The sequence below is a fragment of the Paludibacterium purpuratum genome, from assembly GCF_004363805.1.
Taxonomy (GTDB): Bacteria; Pseudomonadota; Gammaproteobacteria; order Burkholderiales; family Chromobacteriaceae; genus Paludibacterium; species Paludibacterium purpuratum.
In genome coordinates, this window is record NZ_SNZP01000001.1 from 242,190 (window position 1) to 265,626 (window position 23,437).

Annotated in this window: 26 protein-coding genes; 19 read left to right on the plus strand and 7 right to left on the minus strand. The window is 61.5% G+C overall.

Translation table 11 applies throughout. The annotated features are described in order from the left end of the window. On the plus strand, window positions 1–993 hold the full coding sequence (locus DFP86_RS01025) for a Rossmann-like and DUF2520 domain-containing protein (RefSeq protein WP_166642101.1): 993 nt from the start codon (window positions 1–3) through the stop codon (window positions 991–993). A 262-nt stretch (window positions 994–1,255) separates the two neighbouring features. Here DFP86_RS01025 and DFP86_RS01030 read toward each other — a convergent pair whose 3' ends face one another. Together DFP86_RS01030 and DFP86_RS01035 are read right to left on the minus strand one after the other, a co-directional pair. Next, the gene (locus DFP86_RS01030) at window positions 1,256–1,963 is read right to left on the minus strand and encodes an SAM-dependent methyltransferase (protein ID WP_208108170.1); all 708 of its coding nucleotides are present in this window, start codon (window positions 1,961–1,963) and stop codon (window positions 1,256–1,258) included. Then, complete coding sequence (locus DFP86_RS01035) at window positions 1,963–2,541, minus strand: Maf family protein (protein WP_133678140.1); 579 nt, start codon at window positions 2,539–2,541, stop codon at window positions 1,963–1,965. Before DFP86_RS01035 ends, DFP86_RS01030 begins: the two co-directional genes overlap by 1 nt. Window positions 2,542–2,602: 61 nt before the next feature. Between DFP86_RS01035 and DFP86_RS01040 the strand changes: the two genes are divergently transcribed. From DFP86_RS01040 to fabF, 8 genes are all read left to right on the plus strand, one after another. Further along, the gene (locus DFP86_RS01040) at window positions 2,603–3,106 is read left to right on the plus strand and encodes a YceD family protein (protein ID WP_133678141.1); all 504 of its coding nucleotides are present in this window, start codon (window positions 2,603–2,605) and stop codon (window positions 3,104–3,106) included. A gap of 30 nt (window positions 3,107–3,136) precedes the next feature. Then, window positions 3,137–3,316 (plus strand): 50S ribosomal protein L32, encoded by a 180-nt coding sequence (gene rpmF, locus DFP86_RS01045; RefSeq protein WP_133678142.1) that lies wholly within the window; start codon window positions 3,137–3,139, stop codon window positions 3,314–3,316. 79 nt (window positions 3,317–3,395) lie between these two features. Continuing rightward, on the plus strand, window positions 3,396–4,436 hold the full coding sequence (gene plsX / locus DFP86_RS01050; protein WP_133678143.1) for a phosphate acyltransferase PlsX: 1,041 nt from the start codon (window positions 3,396–3,398) through the stop codon (window positions 4,434–4,436). Between the two features lie 7 nt (window positions 4,437–4,443). Beyond that, complete coding sequence (locus tag DFP86_RS01055; RefSeq protein WP_133678144.1) at window positions 4,444–5,403, plus strand: beta-ketoacyl-ACP synthase III; 960 nt, start codon at window positions 4,444–4,446, stop codon at window positions 5,401–5,403. A gap of 45 nt (window positions 5,404–5,448) precedes the next feature. Further along, complete coding sequence (fabD, locus tag DFP86_RS01060; RefSeq protein WP_133678145.1) at window positions 5,449–6,378, plus strand: ACP S-malonyltransferase; 930 nt, start codon at window positions 5,449–5,451, stop codon at window positions 6,376–6,378. Between the two features lie 15 nt (window positions 6,379–6,393). After that, complete coding sequence (gene fabG / locus DFP86_RS01065) at window positions 6,394–7,131, plus strand: 3-oxoacyl-ACP reductase FabG (RefSeq protein ID WP_133678146.1); 738 nt, start codon at window positions 6,394–6,396, stop codon at window positions 7,129–7,131. Between the two features lie 105 nt (window positions 7,132–7,236). Continuing rightward, window positions 7,237–7,476 (plus strand): acyl carrier protein, encoded by a 240-nt coding sequence (acpP, locus tag DFP86_RS01070; RefSeq protein ID WP_133678323.1) that lies wholly within the window; start codon window positions 7,237–7,239, stop codon window positions 7,474–7,476. 198 nt (window positions 7,477–7,674) lie between these two features. Continuing rightward, entirely contained in the window at window positions 7,675–8,916 is a 1,242-nt protein-coding gene (fabF, locus tag DFP86_RS01075) for a beta-ketoacyl-ACP synthase II (protein ID WP_133678147.1), read from the plus strand. 165 nt (window positions 8,917–9,081) lie between these two features. On the opposite strand, the gene DFP86_RS01080 is transcribed toward fabF, so the two are convergent. Together DFP86_RS01080 and DFP86_RS01085 are read right to left on the minus strand one after the other, a co-directional pair. Further along, window positions 9,082–11,085, minus strand: coding sequence for a methyl-accepting chemotaxis protein (locus tag DFP86_RS01080; RefSeq protein ID WP_133678148.1), 2,004 nt, complete (start codon window positions 11,083–11,085; stop codon window positions 9,082–9,084). Window positions 11,086–11,252: 167 nt separating this feature from the next. Beyond that, window positions 11,253–11,978, minus strand: a complete 726-nt coding sequence (locus tag DFP86_RS01085; protein WP_243729278.1) for a hypothetical protein — start codon at window positions 11,976–11,978, stop codon at window positions 11,253–11,255. A gap of 110 nt (window positions 11,979–12,088) precedes the next feature. On the opposite strand from DFP86_RS01085, the gene DFP86_RS01090 reads away from it, so the two are divergent. From DFP86_RS01090 to DFP86_RS01105, 4 genes are all read left to right on the plus strand, one after another. After that, window positions 12,089–12,691 (plus strand): CBS domain-containing protein, encoded by a 603-nt coding sequence (locus tag DFP86_RS01090; RefSeq protein ID WP_133678149.1) that lies wholly within the window; start codon window positions 12,089–12,091, stop codon window positions 12,689–12,691. Between the two features lie 74 nt (window positions 12,692–12,765). Beyond that, window positions 12,766–14,067: an aminodeoxychorismate synthase component I gene (locus tag DFP86_RS01095; RefSeq protein ID WP_133678150.1), complete on the plus strand. Its 1,302-nt coding sequence runs from the start codon at window positions 12,766–12,768 to the stop codon at window positions 14,065–14,067. After that, entirely contained in the window at window positions 14,064–14,870 is an 807-nt protein-coding gene (gene pabC, locus DFP86_RS01100; protein ID WP_208108171.1) for an aminodeoxychorismate lyase, read from the plus strand. The genes DFP86_RS01095 and pabC overlap by 4 nt, the downstream gene beginning before the upstream one ends. A gap of 56 nt (window positions 14,871–14,926) precedes the next feature. Next, a complete protein-coding gene (locus DFP86_RS01105) occupies window positions 14,927–15,808 on the plus strand; it encodes a prephenate dehydrogenase (RefSeq protein ID WP_133678151.1) in 882 nt (293 codons plus the stop codon). 28 nt (window positions 15,809–15,836) lie between these two features. On the opposite strand, the gene DFP86_RS01110 is transcribed toward DFP86_RS01105, so the two are convergent. The 3 genes from DFP86_RS01110 to DFP86_RS01120 all read right to left on the minus strand — a co-directional run bounded on the left by DFP86_RS01110 (window position 15,837) and on the right by DFP86_RS01120 (window position 18,401). Continuing rightward, complete coding sequence (locus tag DFP86_RS01110; RefSeq protein WP_133678152.1) at window positions 15,837–16,259, minus strand: pyrophosphohydrolase domain-containing protein; 423 nt, start codon at window positions 16,257–16,259, stop codon at window positions 15,837–15,839. After that, window positions 16,256–17,551 carry a 3-phosphoshikimate 1-carboxyvinyltransferase gene (aroA, locus tag DFP86_RS01115; RefSeq protein ID WP_133678153.1) on the minus strand — a complete coding sequence of 432 codons (1,296 nt, stop codon included), beginning with the start codon at window positions 17,549–17,551 and terminating at the stop codon, window positions 16,256–16,258. Before aroA ends, DFP86_RS01110 begins: the two co-directional genes overlap by 4 nt. Before the next feature lie 70 nt (window positions 17,552–17,621). Beyond that, window positions 17,622–18,401, minus strand: a complete 780-nt coding sequence (locus DFP86_RS01120; RefSeq protein WP_133678154.1) for a hypothetical protein — start codon at window positions 18,399–18,401, stop codon at window positions 17,622–17,624. Window positions 18,402–18,566: 165 nt separating this feature from the next. Between DFP86_RS01120 and cmk the strand changes: the two genes are divergently transcribed. From cmk to lapB, 6 genes are all read left to right on the plus strand, one after another. Further along, window positions 18,567–19,232 (plus strand): (d)CMP kinase, encoded by a 666-nt coding sequence (gene cmk, locus DFP86_RS01125; protein ID WP_133678155.1) that lies wholly within the window; start codon window positions 18,567–18,569, stop codon window positions 19,230–19,232. A gap of 108 nt (window positions 19,233–19,340) precedes the next feature. Beyond that, complete coding sequence (gene rpsA, locus DFP86_RS01130; protein WP_166642115.1) at window positions 19,341–21,023, plus strand: 30S ribosomal protein S1; 1,683 nt, start codon at window positions 19,341–19,343, stop codon at window positions 21,021–21,023. Between the two features lie 8 nt (window positions 21,024–21,031). Next, entirely contained in the window at window positions 21,032–21,358 is a 327-nt protein-coding gene (locus tag DFP86_RS01135) for an integration host factor subunit beta (protein ID WP_133678157.1), read from the plus strand. A 166-nt stretch (window positions 21,359–21,524) separates the two neighbouring features. Further along, window positions 21,525–21,806, plus strand: coding sequence for a hypothetical protein (locus tag DFP86_RS01140; protein WP_133678158.1), 282 nt, complete (start codon window positions 21,525–21,527; stop codon window positions 21,804–21,806). A 133-nt stretch (window positions 21,807–21,939) separates the two neighbouring features. After that, window positions 21,940–22,230, plus strand: a complete 291-nt coding sequence (locus DFP86_RS01145) for a LapA family protein (protein WP_133678159.1) — start codon at window positions 21,940–21,942, stop codon at window positions 22,228–22,230. A 45-nt stretch (window positions 22,231–22,275) separates the two neighbouring features. Further along, on the plus strand, window positions 22,276–23,436 hold the full coding sequence (lapB, locus tag DFP86_RS01150; RefSeq protein WP_133678160.1) for a lipopolysaccharide assembly protein LapB: 1,161 nt from the start codon (window positions 22,276–22,278) through the stop codon (window positions 23,434–23,436). Window position 23,437 lies beyond the last annotated feature (1 nt).

Below are 23,437 nucleotides of genomic sequence, written 5' to 3' on the forward strand. Positions count from 1 at the left end.
ATGCAGACATTGGCGATTTTCGGCGCCGGTAGGCTAGGGCAAAGCTGGGGTCGGCTGGCACAACAGTCGGGCCGCTATCGGGTTGTCGCCGTGTGCTGTCGAAGCGAGGCGGCGGCGCGGCGGGCGGTCGATTTCATCGGCGCCGGCCAGCCGGCTACGCTCGATGCGCCCGTTGCGCTGGCCGATCTGAATCTGTTGGCGGTGCCGGATGACGCGTTGGCCGAGCTTGCCACCCGTCTTGCCGACCGGCCTACCGCCATCGCGGCGACGGCTTTTCACGCCAGCGGTGTGCTGGATAGTGCCGTGCTGGCGCCATTGACTTCGGCCGGCCTGGTTTGCGGCAGCTTGCATCCGGCCTTTTCCTTTGCCGAGCCTGCCCGCGCGGTGCAGACCTTCGCCGGCACGTTGTGCGCGCTGGAGGGCAATGCCGCGGCACAGACGACGTTGCAAGCATTCGCGGCCGCGATCGGCGGCCGGCCTTTCTCGTTGACGCCCGGTAGTAAAGCGGCTTACCACGCCAGCCTGTCTATCGCCTCGAATTTCCTGGTGACGTTGACCGGTTTGGCCCAGGCTGTGGCCGCCCAAGCGGGCATCGAGGGCGAGCTTGCGCGCTCGTTGCTGGGCAATTTGATGCATCAGTCGCTGGACAATGCCTTGACGCTGGGGGCGGCCCGGGCGCTGACGGGGCCGATTGCGCGCGGCGATGCGGCAACGGTGCGACAGCACTTGGCTGTGTTGGGAGGGACGCCTCAGGCGGCGTTGTATTTGGCGCTTGGGCGCGCGACGTTGGCTTTGGCGCAGCACAGTGCCGAGCATGCCGGCGTGCCCGCCGACGCGTGGGCGCGGCTCAGTGCTGAGTTGGCAGATCCTTCGGCTGTTGCGGCACCTGTGCCGTCAATCGCGGTAGCGCCGTCTGAAGCTTGTGCAACAGGTGGGACAGCAGCGATATCTCCGACATCAATTGCAGGGCCGTCGCCATCAGAATGGTCATGATGTGCAAGTCGAGCTCATGACCATTGCGCACGATCGCCAAGTGGAGCAGTGCGGAGATGGCGCCATTGAGCGGGATGCTGTAATACAGCCAGCGACGACAGAGTTTTCTGATGAGGGGATGGTCTGGCTGTCCGGGGGTGAGCATGGCGCGCATGGAGACGATAACGATGGTCGGTCTATTTTGCACAACGCGCACCGATCCGGCGTTAGGAATAAACCTAAAATAGGGTGGGCCCCGCTGTTGTTGCTGCGGGGCCGGTTGTTAACGGCTTGCGGCGTGGAGAACGAAGATCGCCGGCCGTTTGTGCAGCTCGGGCGCTTGGGCCGGCCAGTCGCGGACGCGACGGCTAAGAATGGTCTGCGTCGGCAGGGTCAGGTCGCACGCCACGGCCAACCGCGTGTCGGGGGCGAGTAGCGTCCGCATTTGGCTTAGCAGTGCATCGTTGCGATACGGCGTCTCGATGAAAACCTGGGTCTCGTCGTGTTCGCGCGAACGTTGTTCCAAGCGCTTGAGCGCCTGGGCGCGCTCGCTGGCGTCCACCGGCAGATAGCCGTGGAAGGCGAAGCGCTGGCCGTTGGCGCCGGAGGCCATCAGGGCCATCAGAATCGACGACGGCCCGATCAACGGCATGACGGCGAGCCCCTTTTCATGTGCCAGCGCCACTAACTGCGCGCCGGGATCGGCCACTGCCGGACAGCCGGCTTCGGAGATCAGCCCCACGTCGTGGCCGTCCATCAGTGGCGCGAGCAGCGCCGCGACATCGGTCGCCGGCGTGTGCTCGTTCAGCGTGAGGAGCGATAGCTCGCGGATCTGTGTGGTGACACCCAGTGCCTTCAAGTGCTTGCGGGCGGTTTTTTCCGCTTCCACCACGAAGTGGCGGATATGGACGATACGCAGACGTTCGGGCTCGGGGAGCCAGGGGGTGTCGGCGTCGCCCAACGGCGCGGGGATCAAAAACAAGGTGGCCATCACAGTACTCCCATGCCCTGGCGGGCCAGCATATCGACCAACGCGAATAGCGGCAAACCGATCAGTGCGTTCGGATCGCTGGATTCGATACGTTCGATCAACGCGCCGCCCAGGCCTTCGCTTTTGGCGGCGCCGGCGCATAGCAAGGCGTCGGGTTCGCGCGCCAGGTAGCGCAGGATTTGTTCCTCATCGAGCGGACGCAAAGTGACGCGGGTGATGTCGACCATTTCTTGCAGCTCGCCGTTGGCGCTGTTGTAGACGGCCAACGCGGTATGGAACAGTGTGGTGCGCCCGCTCATGAAGCGCAGCATCTCGACGGCGTGCGCGTGATCGCTAGGTTTGCCGAGTTGCCGGCCATCGAGCAGCGCCACTTGGTCGGAGCCGACGATCAGGGCATCCGGGTGGCTGGCAGCCAGCGACTGCGCCTTGATGCGCGCCAAGCGGCGGGCGGTGTCGAGGGCGGTTTCGCCCGGCAACGGCGTTTCGTCGCAATGCGGTGCGCAGGCGGTGAAAGGGATGCCCAATCGGGCGACGATCTCGCGCCGGAAGGGCGAGGTGGAGGCTAGAACGAGTTGCATGTTAGGTCAGAGCTGTAATTTTTTGACAAATCAGTGGCCTGGATTATATCATGCACGGTTTATGTCTAACCCGATTTTGATTGATCCGCTGAAGCATGCGTACGACGCGCGGCAAATCGCCGGCAAAGTGCCTTTGGCTCAGCTTGATGCGCGCGTGTTGTCGGAGCTTGCCGAGACCGCCGGGGAGGTGTCCTGGACACTGACCGGCTTCGTCGACGCCTCGCGCCGGCCCTCTCTGCGCATCGAGTTGTCGGTTGCCCTGTCGGTGCCCTGCGGGCGCTGCCTGCAGCCCCTTGCAGTGAAGCTGGTGGCCGATTCGGTCATTGCGCTATTCACCAGCGAGGACAAGCTGGAGGAAGCGGTCGAGGCCGACGACGAGCTCGATGCCATCATGGCCGAGCCCGAGTTGGATGTGATGGCGCTGATCGAAGACGAAATCATCATGGGCTTACCGTTGTCGCCGTTACACGACGACTGCGGGACGGAACATCTGGAACGTGCCAAGGCTGACAAGCCCAACCCGTTCGCGGTGTTGGCGGCGCTTAAGGGCCGCAAGTCCGAATGAATATGTAATTGAATTTTTCAGGAGTCGAACATGGCTGTTCAACAGAATAAGAAGTCCCCGTCCAAGCGCAATATGCATCGCGCACATGATTTTCTGACCGCTCCGGGTCTGGCCAAGGATCCCGCCACCGGTGAGGTTCATCTGCGCCATCACGTCAGCCCGAACGGCATGTATCGTGGTCGCAAGGTCCTGAAGGCCAAGGGCGAGTAATTTTCTCTACCCGTACCTGCCCTTCACAAGGCCTGAACCAGGCTCTAAGAACAGGTAGGACCAACTACCGTATCCGTTGATGACAATCACCGTAGCGGTCGATGCCATGGGCGGCGACGTTGGCCTCAAGGTCACCGTCCCGGCATCGCTCCGATTCCTCGAAGAACATCCCGAAGCACGTCTGATCCTTGTCGGCGACAGTCAAGCCATTGAGGCTGAACTGTCCGAACAAGCGTCGGCTGCGCGCGATCGTCTGGACATTCGTCACGCCTCTCAGGTGGTCGATATGGACGAGCCGCCGCAGTTGGCCTTGAAGAACAAGAAGGATTCGTCGATGCGGGTGGCGATCAACCTGGTCAAAGACGGCGAGGCCCAGGCGGCCGTGTCCGCCGGCAATACCGGGGCGTTGATGGCCACCGCGCGCTTCGTGCTCAAGACCATCCCGGGCATAGACCGCCCCGCCATCGCCAAGCTGTTGCCGACGGTGGAAGGCAGGGATACCTGTATGCTCGATCTGGGCGCCAATGTCGACTGCACGCCGGAACAACTGCTGCAGTTCGGTATCATGGGCTCCGAACTGGTGTCTTGTATTGCCGGGCGTGAAAACCCCCGAGTGGGTCTGTTGAATATCGGTTCCGAAGATATCAAGGGCAACGAGAGCGTCAAGCGCGCCTCGGTGCTGCTTAAAGAATCGGGGCTGAATTTTTATGGCAATGTCGAAGGCGACGACGTTTACCGCGGTAAGGTGGACGTGGTGGTTTGCGACGGTTTTACCGGCAATGTGGCGCTTAAGACCTCCGAAGGCGTGGCCCACATGGTCGTGATGTTCATGCGCCGGGAGTTTTCGCGCACTTGGTGGACGCGTCTGTGCGCGCTGATGGCGATGTCGGTACTCAAGCGGTTCCGCAATAGCCTGGATCCGCGTCGCTACAATGGTGCGAGCTTCCTCGGCCTCAAGGGCACCGTGGTCAAGAGCCACGGCGGCACCGATGCTCTGGGCTTCGGGTTTGCTCTGCATCAGGCATGGGAAGAGGCGCGTTCCAATGTCATAGGTCACATCACCGATCGGGTCGTGCTGCAGATGGCTAATCTGAAGTCGCCCGTGACAGAGGCGAACTGACAACAACATGGTCTATTCACGCATTCTGGGCACCGGCAGCTATCTGCCGGCCAACGTGGTTACGAATGCGATGCTGGCCGAGCGGGTGGAAACCAGTGACGAGTGGATCGTCTCTCGCACTGGCATCCATGCGCGCCACATCGCCGCCGACGACCAAAAGACCAGCGATCTGGCCCTGTATGCCGCACGGGAGGCGATCGCCGATGCCGGCCTCGCTCCCGAAGACATCGATCTGATCATTGTCGCCACCACGACCCCCGATATGGTCTTCCCCAGCACCGCCTGCCTGTTGCAGGAGAAGCTGGGCGTACACGGCTGTCCGGCTTTCGACGTGCAGGCGGTATGTGCCGGCTTCATGTACGCGCTGGTGACCGCCAACAACTACATCAAGGCCGGCATGGCCAAGAAGGCGCTGGTCGTGGGCGCGGAGATCATTTCGCGCATTCTCGACTGGGATGACCGACGCACCTGTGTGCTGTTCGGCGATGGCGCCGGTGCCGTCGTGCTCGGCGCCAGCGACGAGCCGGGCATCGAGCATGCCTGCATGGCGGCCGACGGTCGCTACAACAAGATTCTCAACACGCCGGCCCAGATCTCGGGCGGCAAGATCCAAGGGTTGCCGTTCCTGAATATGGATGGGCCCGCGGTGTTCAAATTCGCCGTCAAGGCTTTGTCCGAAATCGCTACCACGACGCTGGCCCAAGCCGGTGTGGCGCAAGAGCAGGTCGACTGGCTGGTGCCGCATCAGGCCAATCTGCGCATCATCGAATCCACCGCCAAGCACCTTGGCCTGCCGATGTCGCGCGTGGTGGTGACGCTGCCGACGCATGGCAATACCTCGGCAGCCTCGATTCCGCTGGCGCTCGACCATGCCGTGCGCGACGGTCGCATTCGCCGCGGCCAGCGTGTGCTGCTGGAAGGCATCGGCGGCGGTTTCGCCTGGGGTGCGGTGCTGCTGACGTTCTAAACGTCGGCGGCCGGCATCATTGCAACTTTTTTCCGGAGACAGACTATGGCGTTTGCCTTCCTTTTTCCCGGTCAGGGCTCGCAAAGCCTGAACATGATGGATGGTTTCGACGCACTGCCCGTGGTGCGCGATACTTTTGCCGAAGCCTCCGATGCGCTGGGCCAGGATCTGTGGGCCATGCTCAAGGCCGATTCGGCGGACGCCATCAACGCGACCGTCAATACCCAGCCGCTGATGCTGGCGGCCGGTGTGGCCACCTGGCGAGCCTGGCTGGCCTCGGGCGGCGCGCGTCCCGCGCTGCTGGCCGGCCATAGCCTGGGCGAGTATTCCGCGCTGGTCGCCGCCGAAGCGCTGCCGTTCGCCGATGCGGTGCGGCTGGTGCGCCTGCGCGCCGAAGCCATGCAGGCGGCCGTGCCGGAAGGCGTGGGCGCCATGGCGGCTATTCTGGGTTTGTCTGACGATGTCATCCGCGCCGCCTGCGCCGACGTCGCTGCGGGCGAAGTGGTCGAACCGGTCAATTTCAACTCGCCGGGACAAGTGGTGATCGCCGGTCATCGTGCCGCCGTCGAGCGCGCCATGGAGGCCTGCAAGGCCGCCGGCGCCAAGCGCGCGCTGCCGTTGCCGGTCTCGGTGCCATCGCATTGCGCGCTGATGAAGCCGGCGGCTGAACAGTTGGCCGCGGCTCTGGCGCATGTGGATATTCAAAAACCGGTCATCAAAGTGCTACATAATGCCGACGTCGCGGCTTACGACGATGCGGCGCAGATTCGCGACGCCCTGGTGCGCCAGCTCTACAGCCCGGTGCGCTGGACCGAGACCGTGGCTCGCATGGCGGCCGACGGCATCGTGCTGATGGCCGAGAGCGGCCCGGGCAAGGTGCTGGCGGGGCTCGCCAAGCGTATCGACGGCAATGTCAAATGCTATGCCTTGACCGACGCGGCCTCGCTCGACACCGCGCGTGTCGAACTGGTGTAAAAGGAGTGTGTGAACATGCTGTTGCAAGGTAAAGTTGCGCTGGTGACCGGCGCTTCGCGCGGTATCGGCGCCGCCATCGCCGATGCGCTGGCCGCCGAGGGCGCTATCGTCATCGGCACCGCCACCTCCGAATCGGGTGCAGAGGCCATTTCGGCCCGTCTGGCTGCCCAAGGGGGCGCCGGTCGGCAATTGGACGTTTCGACGCCGGGGGCCATCGATGCACTGGTGGCGGAAATTGCCAAGACCTTCGGCGATGTGTCGATTTTGGTCAATAACGCCGGGATTACGCGCGATACGTTGCTTTTGCGTATGAGCGAGGATGACTGGGATGCCATCATGAGCACCAACCTGAAGTCGGTGTTCATGGCTTCCAAGGCGGTGTTGCGCGGCATGATGAAGGCGCGTGTCGGCCGCATCGTCAATATCGCTTCTGTGGTAGGCGCAATGGGTAATGCAGGGCAAGCCAACTATGCCGCCGCTAAGGCGGGTATCATGGGCTTCACCAAGTCCATGGCGCGTGAGGTGGGCAGCCGCAACATCACCGTCAATTGCGTTGCGCCGGGTTTCATCGATACCGACATGACGCGCGCGTTGCCGGAAGCGCAACGCACCGCGCTGGTCGAGCAGATCGCGCTCGGCCGCCTGGGCGACGCGAAGGATATCGCCGATGCCGTGGTTTTCCTGGCGTCGGATCGGGCTGCTTATATTACCGGGCAGACCTTGCATGTGAACGGCGGTATGTTGATGCCTTAAGGCAACGACAACGTGAAGCAGAATTAGGTAGGCTACTCTAATTTTTTTTTGTAGAATAGTCGGGTTTTGTAATCCCGACATCGAATGGGAAAGGATTTTTATCAAATGGAAAACATCGAACAGCGTGTCAAGAAGATCGTTGCCGAACAACTGGGCGTAAACGAAGCCGAAGTGAAGACCGAGTCTTCGTTCGTCGACGACCTGGGCGCTGACTCCCTGGATACCGTTGAGCTGGTGATGGCACTGGAAGAAGAGTTCGAGTGCGAAATCCCGGACGAAGAAGCTGAAAAGATCACGACCGTTCAGCAAGCCATCAACTACGTGAGCGCTCACCTGAGCAAGTAAGCTGCCGTATTCCTCGGACCTCTGCCCGCAGCGCCAGGCGCTCTCGCAGAGGTCTTTTTGCTCGCGCTTCTGTTACAGATTTTTTAATGCCGCCGTTCGCGGTGGCGTTGCGCACCAACCTTCGGGAGAAGGGCGCGCGCGGGATGCTTTGGCATCCGCGCCCCCGCATGGCGTTCCCGTACAACGCGGAGAAGTCCCGTGTCCAAGAGAAGAGTTGTCATTACCGGTCTGGGCCATGTGTCCCCGATAGGAAACGACGTCGCCACCGGCTGGGCCAACTTGCTAGCCGGCAAGTCCGGTATCGGTCGGATCACCCGTTTCGATGCTAGCGATCTGGCTTGCCAGATTGCCGGCGAAGTCAAGGGTTTCGACATCAGCGATTATATTCCGCCGAAAGATGCGCGTCGTATGGACGTGTTCATCCACTACGGCATCGCCGCTGCGCTGCAGGCCATCGGCGACGCCGGGCTCGACGACGTCTCCACCCTCGACAAGACCCGCGTGGGGGTGAATATCGGTTCTGGCATCGGCGGTCTGCCGCTGATCGAAGAGACCGGTGCGGCGCTGCTGGCCGGCGGCCCACGTAAGATCGGCCCGTTCTTCATCCCGGGTTCGTTGATCAACCTGATCGCCGGGCACGTATCGATCCTCAAGGGTTACCTCGGGCCGAGCTACGGTATCGTCTCTGCCTGCACCACCGGCGCACATTGCATCGGCGATGCCGCGCGCATCATTCAGTACGGCGACGCCGACATCATGGTGGCCGGCGGTTCCGAAGGGGCGATCACCCGGCTGGGTATCGGCGGTTTCGCCGCCATGAAGGCGCTGTCGACCCGCAACGACGACCCTGCCGCCGCTTCCCGGCCGTGGGATACCGGTCGCGACGGGTTCGTGATGGGCGAAGGCGCTGGCGTGCTGGTTCTGGAAGAGTATGAACACGCCGTTAAGCGTGGCGCACGCATCTATGCCGAGTTGATCGGTTTCGGCATGAGCTCCGATGCGTACCACATCACCGCGCCGAGCGCCGAAGGCCCTGCGCGCGGGGTGGCCAACGCCTTGCGCGACGCCGGCGTCAATGCCGACCAGATCAGCTATGTCAACGCGCATGGCACGTCGACGCCGTTGGGGGATGCCAACGAAACCAACGCGCTCAAGATTGCCTTTGGCGATCACGCCAAAAAGCTGGCGATCAACTCGACCAAGTCGATGACCGGCCACTTGCTGGGCGGCGCCGGCGGTGTGGAGGCGATCTACACCATTCTGGCCGTGCACAACCAGATCGCGCCGCCGACCATCAATATGGTCGAGCAGGACTTCGAAAACGGTTGCGACCTGGACTATGTCCCCAACACCGCGCGCGAAATGAAGATCGATGTGGCGATCTCCAACTCGTTCGGTTTCGGCGGAACCAACGGCACGCTGGTTTTCAAGCGCGTCTGATCGATCGCGGGTTTGCCGCAAAAAAGCCGCTGCATCGTGCAGCGGCTTTTTTCTTGCCCGGTAGGAGCGGGTGTGGGGTGGATTCGCCGAAGGCAATCCGCCATGACACGGGTTGGTGCGGTGCTTCGCGACCGCACCCTACGGCTCCTACAGTCGATCCAACCGCTAGACTTTGAAATGCGCGACCTCCTGGCGCATGGCATCCGCCACGGTGGTCAGGCCACGCGCCGCCTCCGCCGCGGACGAGGCCGCGGCGTTATTTTGTTCGGACATCTGCGCCACTTGCTCGACCCGCCCGGCCAATTGCGCGCTGGCACTGCTTTGCTCTTGCAATGCATGATTGATCACCTGCAAGGCTTGCTCCACCAGTACCGCGCTGCCGGTAATGCTGTCCACGGCCGTCTGCGCGTGCTGGGCCGATTGCACGACATGCGTTACCTTGCCGTTGGTCTGCTGCATGCTGTCGACGGCTTGGTCTGTATGGGTTTGGATGCGCTGGATCATCTGGGCGATTTCCTTGGTGGCATTGCTGGTGCGTTCCGCCAGCTTGCGTACCTCGTCGGCCACGACCGCGAAGCCGCGCCCTTGTTCTCCCGCCCGAGCCGCTTCGATGGCCGCATTCAACGCCAGCAGATTGGTTTGATCGGCGACATCGCGTATCACCCCGACGATGTTGCTGATTTGCTGTGACTGCTCGCCCAATTGGCTGATCATTTCGGCGGTGCTGCCGATCTCGTGGGCGATGTCGGCAATGTCGTCGGCCGCTTTCTTGATGACCTCGACGCCATTCTTGGACAATTGTTCCGCTTCCAGCGAGGCATCCTTGGCATCGTTGGTATTGTGGCTGACCTGACCGATGCTGACCGTCAACTGCTCCACGGCGGCCGCCATGGAGGCCGAGGCTTCGCTTTGTTGCTCGGATGCCTGCGAGACTTTCGTGGCGCTTTCCGCCAAAGCGTGGGCGGCATCGGCAAGGTCGATGGCATGCTGGCGCGATGACGAGATCGTGGTATGCAGCGATTGCTGCATGCTGGCCAGACTGTCGAGCATCTGGCCGGTTTCGTTATGTCCGCCGCTTTCGATGGTGTAGGTCAGATCGCCCGATGCCACCGCTTGCGCGGCATTCAATGCCTGGCGGATTGGACGTAGGATGCTGGCGGCCACCAGCCAGCCGATCGCCGTCGCCAGGACGATCAACAGCAGCAGGCTACCGCCGAGCAAATTGCGCGTATCGCGCTGATCGGCGATGCGCGCGGCGATCAGATCGTCGACCTGCTGCAGCGTCGCATTGGCCAACTGGAAATCCACGTCGATGGATTGGGTAAAGAAGGCGATGTAATCGGCGACGGGATAGTCGATGGCCTCGGCGGTGACGACTTTGGTGCGTGCCAGTTCGGCTGCCTCCGCGGTGCGTTTTTGCCCCGCATCGATCAAATCCCCCAGTTTGCCTTGCACACTGGCGTTGGCGCTCATGGCTTTCTTGAAGGTACGCCCCATACGGCCGCTGCCTTCCAAGGCCATGGCGTGCAGACTGATCATCACCGCCTTGCCATCCGCCGTGACTTGCTTGGCCGCCAAAATGCCCGCGCCTTTGGCGCGCAGTTCGCCGAGATGCTCCGCCAAGGTTGGCGTGTCGATATAAGCCGCGCGCATGAGATAGTAGGCATCGGCATCGGGATCCAGCGATAAGCCGAATTGATCCGCGACTTGCTCGATCACTTGCAATAGGAAAATGCACAAAGCGGTGTGCTGTTGGTAGCTTTGCTCGGTGCTCAGGTGACGGCTGGCGACGCCATCGCGCAAGGCGGTCCAATCGCTGCGGATTTGTTGCAACTGTCCCTGGATTTCGCCTGGTTCGTCCTTTAGTTGGCCGGTCAGCTTGGCTAGAGTGTTGTCGACTTCCGTCTGCTTTGCCTGACGCTCACTCGCCAGCTGACTGGCCCCCAGGAACGCCGCTGATAGGCCTCGATGTTGCTGGATCTGTTGCAACAAGGCCAGCGCGGTGCGGCCGGGGGCGACCCCCTCGCGCTCTCGCAACGAGTCGCTGATCGTTTGGTTAGTGGTATGGAGATACAAATAGTTTGGGGGAATGATGAGCCCCACCGCGAGCAGCAACAAAATCAAAAACTTTTGCCACAGCATCAATCGATCCAGTAGGGCAATTTTCATGATGTGATCCTGCTCTGGTTGTGATGAAAATTTTTTTGGATATAGGTAGCGTGCTGAATTGATTGCGGGCTTTTTAATACTTTAGGAGGCGATGACGGCACAAACAAGGTTGTCGGATGGACGATGCGCCGGATCGCGACGGTGGCGCCATCGCGATCCGGGCTTCCTCAGTGCGGATCGAGCGGGAAGGCGAATATATCCTGGCGATAGGTTTCCTCGACCAGGCTGAACGGCTTGCCATCCTGGCGGTAGAGTAATGCCCGGTGTTGTAGGATGCGTTCGGGAATATCCAGCGCCTGAACGCCATCGCGCGACGCGGGCAACTGCGTTTCCCAGCCGATGGGGAGTGGCGACCACAGCAAGCGCGCGTAGAGCGTGCGGCGTGTGAAGTGCAGTGCCGCGACGGCGGTGCCGAACGGCGTATCGCTATGCTCTAGCGTGTTGTTCATTTCGGCGCTCAGGCGGGATGGCACATACCAGTTATCGGCTTCGGACAGTACCTTGTCGCCGCAGGCGAGCGCTACCCGGCGGTAGCCGAGCGCTTCGCCGGGGCCAACTTGTAGTTGCGTGCGCATCTCGTCACTGGCTGATTTGACGGTTGCATTGTCGCGGCGGGCGATAATGCGCGCCTCTGGCGCCATATGATGGGCCGCGCACCACCGTTGCAGGGTCTGTGTCGCACTGTCTCTGGAGAGTAGCGTGGCGTTGAGCGTTTGCAGCAGCGCCAGCGCCTTGACGCGGGTGGCGTTGCTGTCTTGCCAGCCCGGCCAAGGCCAGCCGGCGGCGTTGGCGGTCGATACGAAAGAGATAAGTAGGGCGGCGGCGAGTGGTGCGCGCGGGTAACGAATGATCGACAAGGATTCTTCCTGTTTGGCGGTTGAATATCCGGCCATCTTGCTCGCTCATGGTTTTTCATACAATCGGACTGCACTGATCGGGATTATCCGCTAAGTTGAAAACAGCACGAGCTGCCGCGCGGTGTTATTTCTGTGAGGTGTCCGCTATGTTCGCCGAATTTCGTCCCCTGCCGATCCATTCCCTGCCACGTACCACCGACCTGGTGGAACCCGATCAGCACCCTGGCGCGGTGGTGACGTTGGATAGCCCTGCGCTGTCGGTGATGACCGATTTGCGTCAGGTTCGGCCGGTCTGTATCCAGCAGGACGCGACCTTGCGCGAGGCGCATCAGTTGATGGTCTGTAGCGGCATCCGGCTGTTGTTCGTCGAGGATCACCAGCACGGGCTGGTCGGCTTGGTGACGGCGGTGGATCTGTTGGGCGAGCGGCCGATTGTGCGCATGCGCGAACAAGGGAAGCCGCATGCCGAGGTTTGGGTGCGCGATGTGATGACGCCGCGCATCCAGCTCGATGCGCTGAGCATGGAGGAGGTGGCGCAAGCCCGGGTTGGGGAGCTGGTGGCGACCATGCAGCAATTGGGACGGCAACACACGCTCGTGGTGCAGGTCAATCCCGGCAATGGTCATCACCAGTTGTGCGGCCTGTTTTCCACCACCCACATGGCGCGCAAGCTCGGCATGGCACTGTCGTTCATTCGCCTGCCGCAAAGCCTGTCGGAGTTGCATCACTCGCTGCTGCACGCCCAATAGCGGGAAGTCGGTGCGGTGATCGCCGCTCGTCCAGTAGAATGGCGCTTTTCTATCGCCCGTCGGAATTCTGTTCAATGCGTGCCGAAGTGCTCGATTTTCTGCCCGATCTGTTGGCCTTGCATGCCGCCAATCGTCAACGTTTCCCCTATCTGCTGATGTCCGATGCTTGGGCGGGTTGGGACATCCTGTTCGCCCTGCCGCGCGAGTTGAGGCTGTATGCCGATGGCGAGGCGGCGCGTTGCCTGGCCGATCTGCGTGCCTTGCCTTGCCGGGACGACGCGCCGCGACAGCCTGGGTTGCCGTTTTGCGGCGGATGGTTCGTATTTCTCGGCTATGAAATGCTACAGGCCTTCGAAGACAAGGTTCCACAGGGCGTGCCCGACGATTTCCCCTTGGCGGCGCTGGCGCGCATCCCGGCCGCGCTGTTGGTGGATCGCGGTGCCGGGCGGGCCTGGGCTGTGGCCGAGGACGAGGAAAGCTGGCGCGAGTTGCAGGCATTGCTCGCCGAACCCGGCACGCCTTTCGCGCCGACGACGCCCGAACTTGCCTCGCTGGGCGAAGACGCCCCCGAGCGTTATACCGATGCCGTGCTGCGGCTCAAGCAGTATATCTACGACGGCGACGTGTTCCAGGTGAATATCTCGCGCGGTTGGCGCGCCGAACTCGCGCCGGAATGCCAGGCGGCCGATTTGTTCGCCGCGCTGCGTCGCGCCAATCCGGCGCCGTTTTCCGCCTTGGCCGACTTTGGTTCGGCGCAGATTGTCAGCTCTTCGCCCGAACGCCTGGTCGAAGTCCGCGACGGCTGGGTGCAGACCCGGCCGATCGCCGGTACGCACCCGCGCTCGACCGATCCGCGCGAGGACGAAGCACTGAAGGCTCGGTTGATCGGCAGTATCAAGGAGCGCGCCGAACACGTGATGTTGATCGACCTGGAACGCAACGATCTGGGGCGCATCTGCCAGCCGGGCACGGTCGAGGTCAATGAGCTGATGGCGGTGGCCAGTTATGCCTACGTGCATCATATCGAGTCGAATGTGCGCGGTCGGCTGCGGCCCGGTACACATCCGGCCGAGGTGCTGCGCGCGCTGTTTCCCGGCGGCACCATCACCGGCTGTCCCAAGGTGCGCACCATGCAGATCATCCGCGAGTTGGAGGATGGCGCGCGCCGTGCCTATACCGGCAGCCTCGGCTACATCAATCTCGACGGCAGCATGGATTTCAACATCCTGATCCGCACTTTCATGCGCCAGGAGCAGACATTGCGCTTCCGCGCCGGCGGCGGGATCGTGGCCGACTCCGATCCCGAACGCGAACTGATGGAGACTCGCCATAAGGCGCGCGGCCTGTTGCGCGCCTTGGGCGTGTGCGACCAATGATGCTGATCAATGGTGTGCCTGCCGACCGAATTTCGGCCGACGACCGCGGTTTGGCGTTCGGCGACGGCGTATTTCGCACCTTGCAGTGCCGCGATGGCACGCCCTGCCTGTGGCCGTGGCAGTTCGCCTGCCTGACGCGCGATGCGGCACGCCTCGGCTTGCCGGTGCCGGACGAGTCGCTGTTGTTGGCCGAGCTTGCGGCAGCTTGTGCCGGCCTACCGAGCGCGGTGGCCAAGATCACGCTGACACGCGGCAGCGGCCCGCGAGGCTATGCCATTCCCGCCCAGGCGAGCGCGACGAGGATTGTGGCGGCGCATGGCTGGACCGGTTACCCCGAGCGTCATGCCCGCGATGGCGTGGCCTTGACTTGGTGTGCGTTGCGCCTGGGGCTGCAGCCACGGCTCGCCGGCATCAAGCATCTGAACCGGCTGGAAAGCGTGATGGCGAAGAGCGAGTTGCCGGAAGCGTTTGCCGAGGGCGTGTTGCTCGACAGCGACGGCACGGTGGTGGAGGGGACGCTGAGCAATGTGTTCGTGCTGCACGATGGCCGTTGGCAGACGCCGTTGCTCGACCGCTGCGGCGTGGCCGGCGCATTACGCGACTGGGTCATGTCGCAGGTGCCGGTGGAGCAGGTTCGGCTGTTGCCGCAGGATTTGTTGCGTGCCGATCTGTTGTTCGTCTGCAATAGCCTGGCCGGCATCTGGCCGGTCGCGAGCCTGGACGAGCGACGCTGGCGCGATTTCGCGCCAGTGCGTCCGCTGCAGGCGGCTCTGGCACAAGAATATGCCGCGAGGCCGGCATGAAATCGCTTATGATGTGTCGTTGACTATGCAATTGTGCTGAAGCGGAGGAGGGGATTTTGCGGCAAGGCATCCGGACCCTGGTGGTGGTCGGCGTCGGATTGATCGGTGGATCGTTCGCGCTGGCGCTCAAGCGCGCCGGCTTCGTCGAACGTGTGATCGGCGTCGATCGTTCGCAAGACAATCTGCGAAGAGCACAAGAACTTGGCGTGGTCGATGAGATAAGCCAAGACCTGGCCCAGGCGGTAGCCGATGCGGACATGGTTCTGCTGGCGACGCCGGTTGGACAGATGGCGGCTTGCCTGCAGGCGATGGCGCCGGTGTTGTCGCCCGATACGTTGGTGTCCGATGTCGGCAGCACCAAGGGCAATGTGGTGCGGATTCTGCGCGAAGCTTTGCCCGGCCATCTGGCCCGCTGCGTGCCGGCGCACCCGATCGCCGGTTCCGAACTCTCGGGCGCGGTGGCCGCACAGTACGGCCTATACGAAAATCGCGATGTGGTGCTCACGCCGCTACCGGAAACCGATCCGGCGGCGGTCGAGACGATCGGTGCGCTGTGGCGCGCCTGCGGCGCGCATATCGCGGTGCTGGATGCGGATGAGCACGACCGGGTTTTTGCGGCGGTCAGCCACTTGCCGCACTTGCTGGCTTTCAGCTACGTCAATCTGATTGCCGGTCAAGACAATGCCGCGCGCTGTCTGGATTTCGCCGCCACCGGCTTTCGCGATTTCACTCGCATCGCCGGCAGTTCTCCGGAAATGTGGCGCGACGTCACGCTGGCCAATCGCCAGGCGCTATTGGCCGAATTGCGGGATTACCAGACTGAACTGGATCGGCTGATTGCCGAGGTGGAGCGGGAGGACGCCGCGGCGCTCGCCGAACGCTTCTCCCGTGCCCGCCAGGTGCGCACGGTCTGGTATCAGAAGTTCTTGCGCAAATGAAAACGGGGCACTGGCGCCCCGTTGTCGTTTAGTCCGACTTTGCCTGCCGAATCACGCCCTCCTTGTCGGCCGGCTGCCAGCCGGGCGGCTTCAGCACCTTGCCGTCGGCGCGGCGCACCACCTGGCCGTCGACGCACTTCTTCAGGTTCGCTTCGTGAATGGCCCGGGTCATGGCCTCGACCGGCATGCCCTGCGACAGCAGCAGACCGACCAGCACGTTGAGCACGTCCACCCCCTCGGCTGTCAATTCGGCCATCAGCCGCGTGCTTTGCGCCGTGTCGGCCGGATCTTGCGCCTTGTAGTCGGCCAGTGCCTGCTGAAACTCCTGCCATTCCTCGCTCAGCATGGTTTCCCACATCGCCAGGTTTTCCGGCGCGAAGCGCGGTTCGGGCGGGATTGGCATGTCGAAGCGGCCGATGAACTCGCGCCGCAGGGCGAAGAGGTCGCTCATGCCGAGTCCTTTGCCAGCGCCGCCAGGCGTTCGAAATAATCCGGGAATGTCTTCGCCACGCACTTCGGATCGTTGATCGTCACCGGCACGCCCATCAGCGCGACCAGCGAAAAGCACATGGCCATGCGGTGGTCGTCATAGGTATCGATCACGGCGTTTGGCGCGAGCGCGGCCGGCGGCGTGATGGCGATGTAGTCCGGACCTTCTTCCACCACGGCGCCCACTTTGCGCAACTCGGTGGCCATCGCGGCCAAGCGGTCTGTTTCCTTGACGCGCCAACTGGCGATATTGCGCAGCCGGCTCGTGCCGTCGGCGGCCAGCGCCAGCATCGCCACCGTCATGGCCGCGTCCGGAATGTGGTTCAGATCGATGTCGACGGCGCGTAGCGCCGTGCCGGCGCGAGCCTCGATCCAGTTGTCGCCGTAACGGATGTCGGCGCCCATCTGGCTCAGCACGTCGGCAAAGCGCACATCGCCCTGGATACTGGCGGCGTCCACGCCTTCCACGCGCACAGGTCCGCCCGCCAGTACGCCGGCAGCCAGGAAATAGGAGGCGCTGGAGGCATCGCCCTCGACCACGATTTCGCCGGGCGAAAGGTAGTGCTGGCCCGCCGGCACGGTGAACGTCTCCCAGCCGTGCCGATGGACTTCGATGCCGAAACGGCGCATCAGGTTGAGCGTGATGCTGATATAGGGTTTGGAGATCAGTTCGCCCTCCACCCGTACCGTCGCTTCGCGCCCGGCGATCGGCAACGCCATCAACAACGCGGTCAGGAACTGGCTCGATACCGAGCCTTTGACCAGGATTTCCTTGCCGGTGTCGATCAGTGCCGGCGAGATCTCCAGTGGCGGGTAGCCCGGGTTGTCGAGATAGCGGATGTCGGCGCCCGCTTGGCTGAGCGCGTCGACCAAATCGCCGATCGGCCGTTCATGCATGCGCGGCACGCCGCTTAGCCGATATCGGCCGTGCATCAGAGCGAGTGCGGCGGTGAGCGGACGGAAGGCGGTGCCGGCGTTGCCGAGAAACAACTCGGCGGTCTTGACCGGAAAGTTGCCGCCGCAACCGCCGACCGAGAAGTCGCGTGTTTGGCCGATTTGGGTGATCGGGACACCCAACAACTGCAGCGCGCACAGCATGTGGCGGATGTCGTCCGAATCGAGCAGGTCGCGCACCAGCGTTTCGCCTTCGGCCAGCGCGGCCAGCAGCAGTGTCCGGTTGGAAATGCTTTTCGAGCCGGGGAGTTTCAACTGGCCGGCTAGACGTGGGATCGGTGCAAGAAGCAGCTGTTCCATTGAATGATCAACTTGGGATAAATATGAAAATTGACTGATCACTCTACCTGCCAAGCCGGCTCGGCGCAAATCAGATATAGGCTTGTTTGGTGCGCCTGGTTCGCCAGCGGCGTTGTAGGCGATCGCTCAGCAACCGGCTGGCGACGGTCAGCAGGTTGGATAGTGACAACGGTGCCAGTGTCACCAGCCCCTGGCCATCGGTATAACCGGGATTGTGCTGCAAGAAGAAACGTACCGCCGGCTTATCCGAGCCCTTCCAGAACGCTCGATCTGCCTCGCGTTCCAACGTGTGCAGGCCGACAGGGACCGCTTGCGGTCCCGCTTCCTGCTGTACCTTGTGGCCGAAATGCGCCAGGCAGCGCTGGAGGAAATGCCAGCTCTCGGGAGAGAGGGGGCGCGCTGGGCGGGGCCACAAGTGGCGAGCGTACTTGTCGCATAGCAGATAGCTGGACGGGTGGATCAGCATGGCGAAGAAATACACTTGGCGCAGGGGGTGGCGTAAGCGGTAATTCAACATGGCGTGCAATATGAACGGCGTCATGCTGTTGCCGCGACGGTATTCGGGCAGCAGGCCGGCTTGGACGCGCATGATACTGGTCGGTCGGCCCGCGTGCTCGATATGGAAGAAATGCACGGCGCAATAACCGACCGGCTGCCCAAGGCGGTTGAACCGCACCTGCAACTGGCTGTAATCGGCCCGGCATTGTAAAACCAGCTGTTTGAACTGCGTCGGATCGCCGCCGCCGAAAATACGCTGTTGAACCGGGAACAGCAGGTCGACGAGCAGGTGGGTTTCCGTGTCGGTCAGGGTATTTAGATCGAGGGTGATGTGCAGCAACGAATGGCGCATGGCAGCTTTCCAGTGGTGGGTATGGCTACGCATTGTGGCTTGTAATGTAATTTTGTCTATGACAAATGGCTATATTGACAAGCGTGCAATGCAGCAATGTCGAGGGTTGCCTGGCTGCCAGTTGGCAAGAATGTATAATGCCGAGTTTTATTGGAGCCGCTAGATATGAAAGTTCCCGTTATCGCCATCGATGGTCCATCCGCTTCCGGCAAGGGAACGGTGGCGGCCCGCGTGGCATCCCGTCTCGGCTTTCACTATCTCGATTCCGGTAGCCTGTACCGCTTGGTAGCGCTCCATGCCGATCTGCATGGCATCGACTGGGACGATGAAGCGACCTTGGCACAAGCCGCGTTGACATTGCCGGCTACCTTTTGCGATGGTCGAGTGTTGCTGTCCGGCAACGATGTCGACCAAGCCATTCGCGCCGAACACATTGGCATCGGCGCCTCGCGCGTCGGTGCCCTGCCGGCGGTTCGAGCCGCGCTGCTGCAGCGTCAGCGCGACTTTCGGGCGACGCCGGGCTTGGTGACCGACGGGCGCGATATGGGGTCGGTGGTGTTTCCCGATGCCGATCTGAAGATTTTCTTGACCGCCAGTGCGGACGAACGTGCGGATAGACGGTATAAGCAGTTGATCGGCAAGGGAGAATCTGCTAACCTCCCGCAGATTCGGCAGGACATTATCGATCGCGACCGGCGTGACGCCGCGCGGACGGTGGCGCCCCTCCGACAAGAGCCGGATGCCTTTTTGCTCGACACCACCGAGCTCACCATCGACCAAGCGGTCGAACAGGTGCTCGCCTGGTTCGCGGATAGAGCCTCCGGTGCCTGATTTTTTGTAGGTTGCCCCGATGCGCGTTGCGCCGGGGTTTGTGTCAAACCCTAACCCGCATGCCGTGAGGCATGCAAATGTGAGTATCCTTTAATGACCTCCCTCACCATGGAAAACTTTGCCCAGCTGTTCGAAGAAAGCCTTTCTCTTCACGACATGCGCGTAGGCGAAGTGATCACCGCCGAAGTAGTCGCCGTCGATGGCAACTTTGTTACCGTCAACGCCGGCCTGAAGTCCGAATCCCTGATCCCGGTCGAAGAGTTCAAGAACGACAAGGGTGAAGTCGAAGTCGCCGTCGGCGATTTCGTCACCGTCGCGATCGACGCACTGGAAAACGGCTTCGGCGAAACCAAGCTGTCGCGTGAAAAGGCCAAGCGCCTCGCGGCTTGGGTTGAACTGGAAGAAGCGCTGGAAGCCGGCACCATCCTGGGCGGTCTGATCAGCGGCAAGGTCAAGGGTGGCCTGACCGTCATGGTCAACGGCATCCGTGCCTTCCTGCCGGGCTCCCTGGTGGACGTTCGCCCGGTGAAAGACACCACCCCGTACGAAAACAAGCAAATCGAATTCAAGGTCATCAAGCTGGATCGCAAGCGCAACAACGTCGTTGTTTCGCGCCGCGCCGTGCTGGAAGCGACCCTGGGCGAAGAACGCAAGGCACTGCTGGAAACCCTGAAGGAAGGCGCTGTCGTCAAGGGTATCGTCAAGAACATCACCGACTACGGCGCGTTTGTCGACCTGGGCGGTATCGATGGTCTGCTGCACATTACCGACCTGGCATGGCGTCGTGTGAAGCACCCGTCCGAAGTGCTGGCAGTTGGCGATGAAGTCGAAGCCAAGGTGCTGAAGTTCGATCAAGAGAAGAACCGCGTATCGCTGGGTCTGAAGCAACTGGGCGAAGATCCGTGGGTCGGCCTCTCCCGCCGCTACCCGGCCAGCACCCGTCTGTTCGGCAAGGTGACCAACCTGACCGACTACGGTGCGTTCGTTGAAATCGAACAAGGTATCGAAGGCCTGGTACACGTGTCCGAAATGGACTGGACCAACAAGAACGTTCATCCGTCCAAGGTGGTTCAGGTCGGCGACGAAGTCGAAGTCATGATCCTCGAGATCGACGAAGACCGCCGCCGCATCAGCCTGGGCATGAAGCAGTGCATGGCCAACCCGTGGGACGAATTCGCTCAGAACTTCAAGAAGGGCGACAAGCTGAAGGGCGCGATCAAGTCGATCACCGACTTCGGCGTGTTCGTCGGCCTGCCGGGCGGTATCGACGGCCTGGTGCACCTGTCCGACCTGTCCTGGACCGAAACCGGCGAAGAAGCCGTTCGCCGCTTCAAGAAGGGCGACGACGTCGAGGCGGTTGTCCTGTCCATCGACGTGGAGAAGGAACGCATCTCGCTGGGTATCAAGCAACTGGAAGGCGATCCGTTCAACAACTACGTTGCCATGAACGACAAGGGCGCCCTGGTCAAGGGTACCGTCAAGTCGATCGATGCCAAGGGCGCTGTCGTTGCGCTGGAGGAAGACGTCGAAGGCTATCTGCGCGCTTCCGAAGTGTCGCGTGATCGCGTTGAAGACATTCGCACCCACCTGAAGGAAGGTGACGAAGTCGAAGCGATGATCATCGCCGTGGATCGCAAGAACCGCTCGATCAGCCTGTCGATCAAGGCCAAGGATGCTCAGGATGAAAACGTTGCCCTGAAGGGCCTGCAGTCCGAAAACGTGACTGCCGGTACCACCAATCTGGGCGCGCTCCTGAAGGCCAAGCTGTCTTCCGGCAATAGCGCAGAGTAAGCGGCAAAATGACCAAGTCTGAGCTGATTGCGAGACTGGCTGAACGCCTGGCTGAGCGCAATTCTCAGTTGGTCTACAAAGACGCTGAGCTGGCCGTCAAAACCATCCTGGATGCGATGGCCAGCAACTTGTCACAGGGCGAGCGCATTGAGATTCGCGGTTTCGGTAGCTTCGATCTGAACTACCGTCCGCCGCGAGTCGGGCGCAACCCCAAGTCGGGAAGTAGCGTCTCGGTTCCTGAGAAGTATGTTCCGCATTTCAAGGCGGGCAAGGAACTGCGTGAACGCGTCGACCTGTCGCTGGAATTGCAAACGCCGGTTCGGGAATCCACTTGAGGATTGCCCAGACCGATCCGCTCGCCGGATCGAAAGTAGACCCCGCCTCGTGCGGGGTTTTTCATTTGTGGAGTAGGCGAGCGCGGAACTTTCTATTTTCCTATCGGCCAATGGATGTTATTTGTTTAATGTCTATTAATCGTTTGCTTTTTAGCGGGTGGATAGAATGGTACGTAAGATAGCTCTGTTCGCATTTGTTCTGGTGTTGGCGGGGTGCGGTTCGACCAAAGGAACCGTGTTGCGTTACGAAAATAGTGTCGTGGCTTCTTTTCAGGCAAGCTCGGCGGACGAGGCCGAGGAAGAATCCATTGAGGCGGCCGAGGAGTATTGCGAAGACCGCGGCGGGGATTTGGTTGTGCTTAGCCGGGATAGAGGCTTTAAAGAGAAGGCTGACAAATATTTTTCGAAGCTGACTTTTCGCTGTCGGAATGTCGATACGCCATCATGAATCCGTGTCTATCCGAGAGGCCCACTGGATGAGGTTGTAGGCCAAACTTATACGTTCTTTGATGAGACAGGCTTGGGTCTCGCCACGCGATCGTTTAAACTTGCGAATTAGTCCCTTTCCGCAAAGGAAAAACATGCGTTATTTACTGAGAATCGTCGAACTGGCATTGCTGGTGTTGCTGATTGCCATCACCGTGCAAAACAGCCATATCGTCGAGTTCAAGTTATTCTTCGGCGAAAGCTGGAGTGCGCCTTTGATCGTTTTCCTGCTGGGCTTCTTCATTGCGGGCGCCGCTGTCGGTTTGCTGGCGACCTTTACTTATTATCTGCGGATGAGGCGCGAGCTGTCGCAACTGAAAAAAGAATTGCGTCAACGGCCGCAAAGCCAGGTCGAGTCCGACCCGAGCGACGCACTGGTGGAATAACCGCTCGTCCCGTCGCGCGACCTTGGTACCTGGAAAGGAAGTTGTTTGGAACTCGATCTTTGGTGGCTGCTTCTGCTACCTGTCTTTTTCTCCCTTGGATGGTTGGCTGCCCGTGTGGACATGCGCACCGTGCTGAAGCAGGCGCGGCAAGTTCCCACCGGGTTTTTCCGCGGCCTTGACGCGCTGGTCGAAGACCGCACCGACGCCGCGGCCCGAGCGCTGGCCGAAGTCGCACGCGAGCAGCAATCGGCGCTGGAGTTGCAACTGACACTAGGCAAGCTGTACCGCAAGCGCGGCGAGAACGACCGCGCCATCCGCCTGCATCAGCGCCTACTCGACGCCGTCGCCCTTCCGGCGGATCAGCGCGACACGGTGCGCTTCGAACTGGCACAGGATTTTCGCAAGGCAGGCCTTGTGGATCGGGCCGAGGAAATCCTGCTGAAATTGCTGTCAGGCAATATGAGCTTGGCGGCACGACGCCAATTGCTCGATATCTACCAGCAGGATCGCGACTGGGAGCAAGCCATCTCCACGGCGCACGAACTGCAAAACGACGTGCACTCGTTTCAACATGAAGTGGCGCAATTCCATTGCGAGCTGGCACAAGGCGAACTGTTCAGATCCAACTATGCCGCCGCCCGAGCTCATGTACTCGAAGCGCTGAAAGTCAACCGCAAGTGCGTGCGCGCCAGCCTATTGCTGGGCGACGTCGAATTTGCCGAAGGCCGGTTCGATGCCGCCATCGCCGCCTGGCAGAGCATTGAAAAACAGAACTACCAATACCTGTCGATGGCCGCCGAACGCCTGTTCGATGCCTACGAAAAGCTTGGACGGCCGCAGGAGGGCATCTCCTTGTTGCGCGGCTACCAGAAGACCTTCCCGCAGCTCGATATGACCGATCTGCTCTATCAAAAGCTTTGCACCTACGAAAGCGAGCAGCAGGCGCTGGATTCGGTGCGCGAAGCGGTGCAGGCCCGTCCCTCGTTGTCCGGCGTCTACCGGCTGATCGAAGCGCAGATGGATGCACTGTCGCCGGAAGGCCGCATGGATGCCGAAATGGCGCGCGCACTGATCGCCAAGCACGCGCAGCGCTTGTCGGTTCACCGCTGCAAATGCTGTAACTTCCGCTCGCGCGCCTTCTTCTGGCATTGCCCGGCCTGCGGCGAGTGGGAAAGCTTCACCCCCAACCGTTCCGAAACCCAATAAT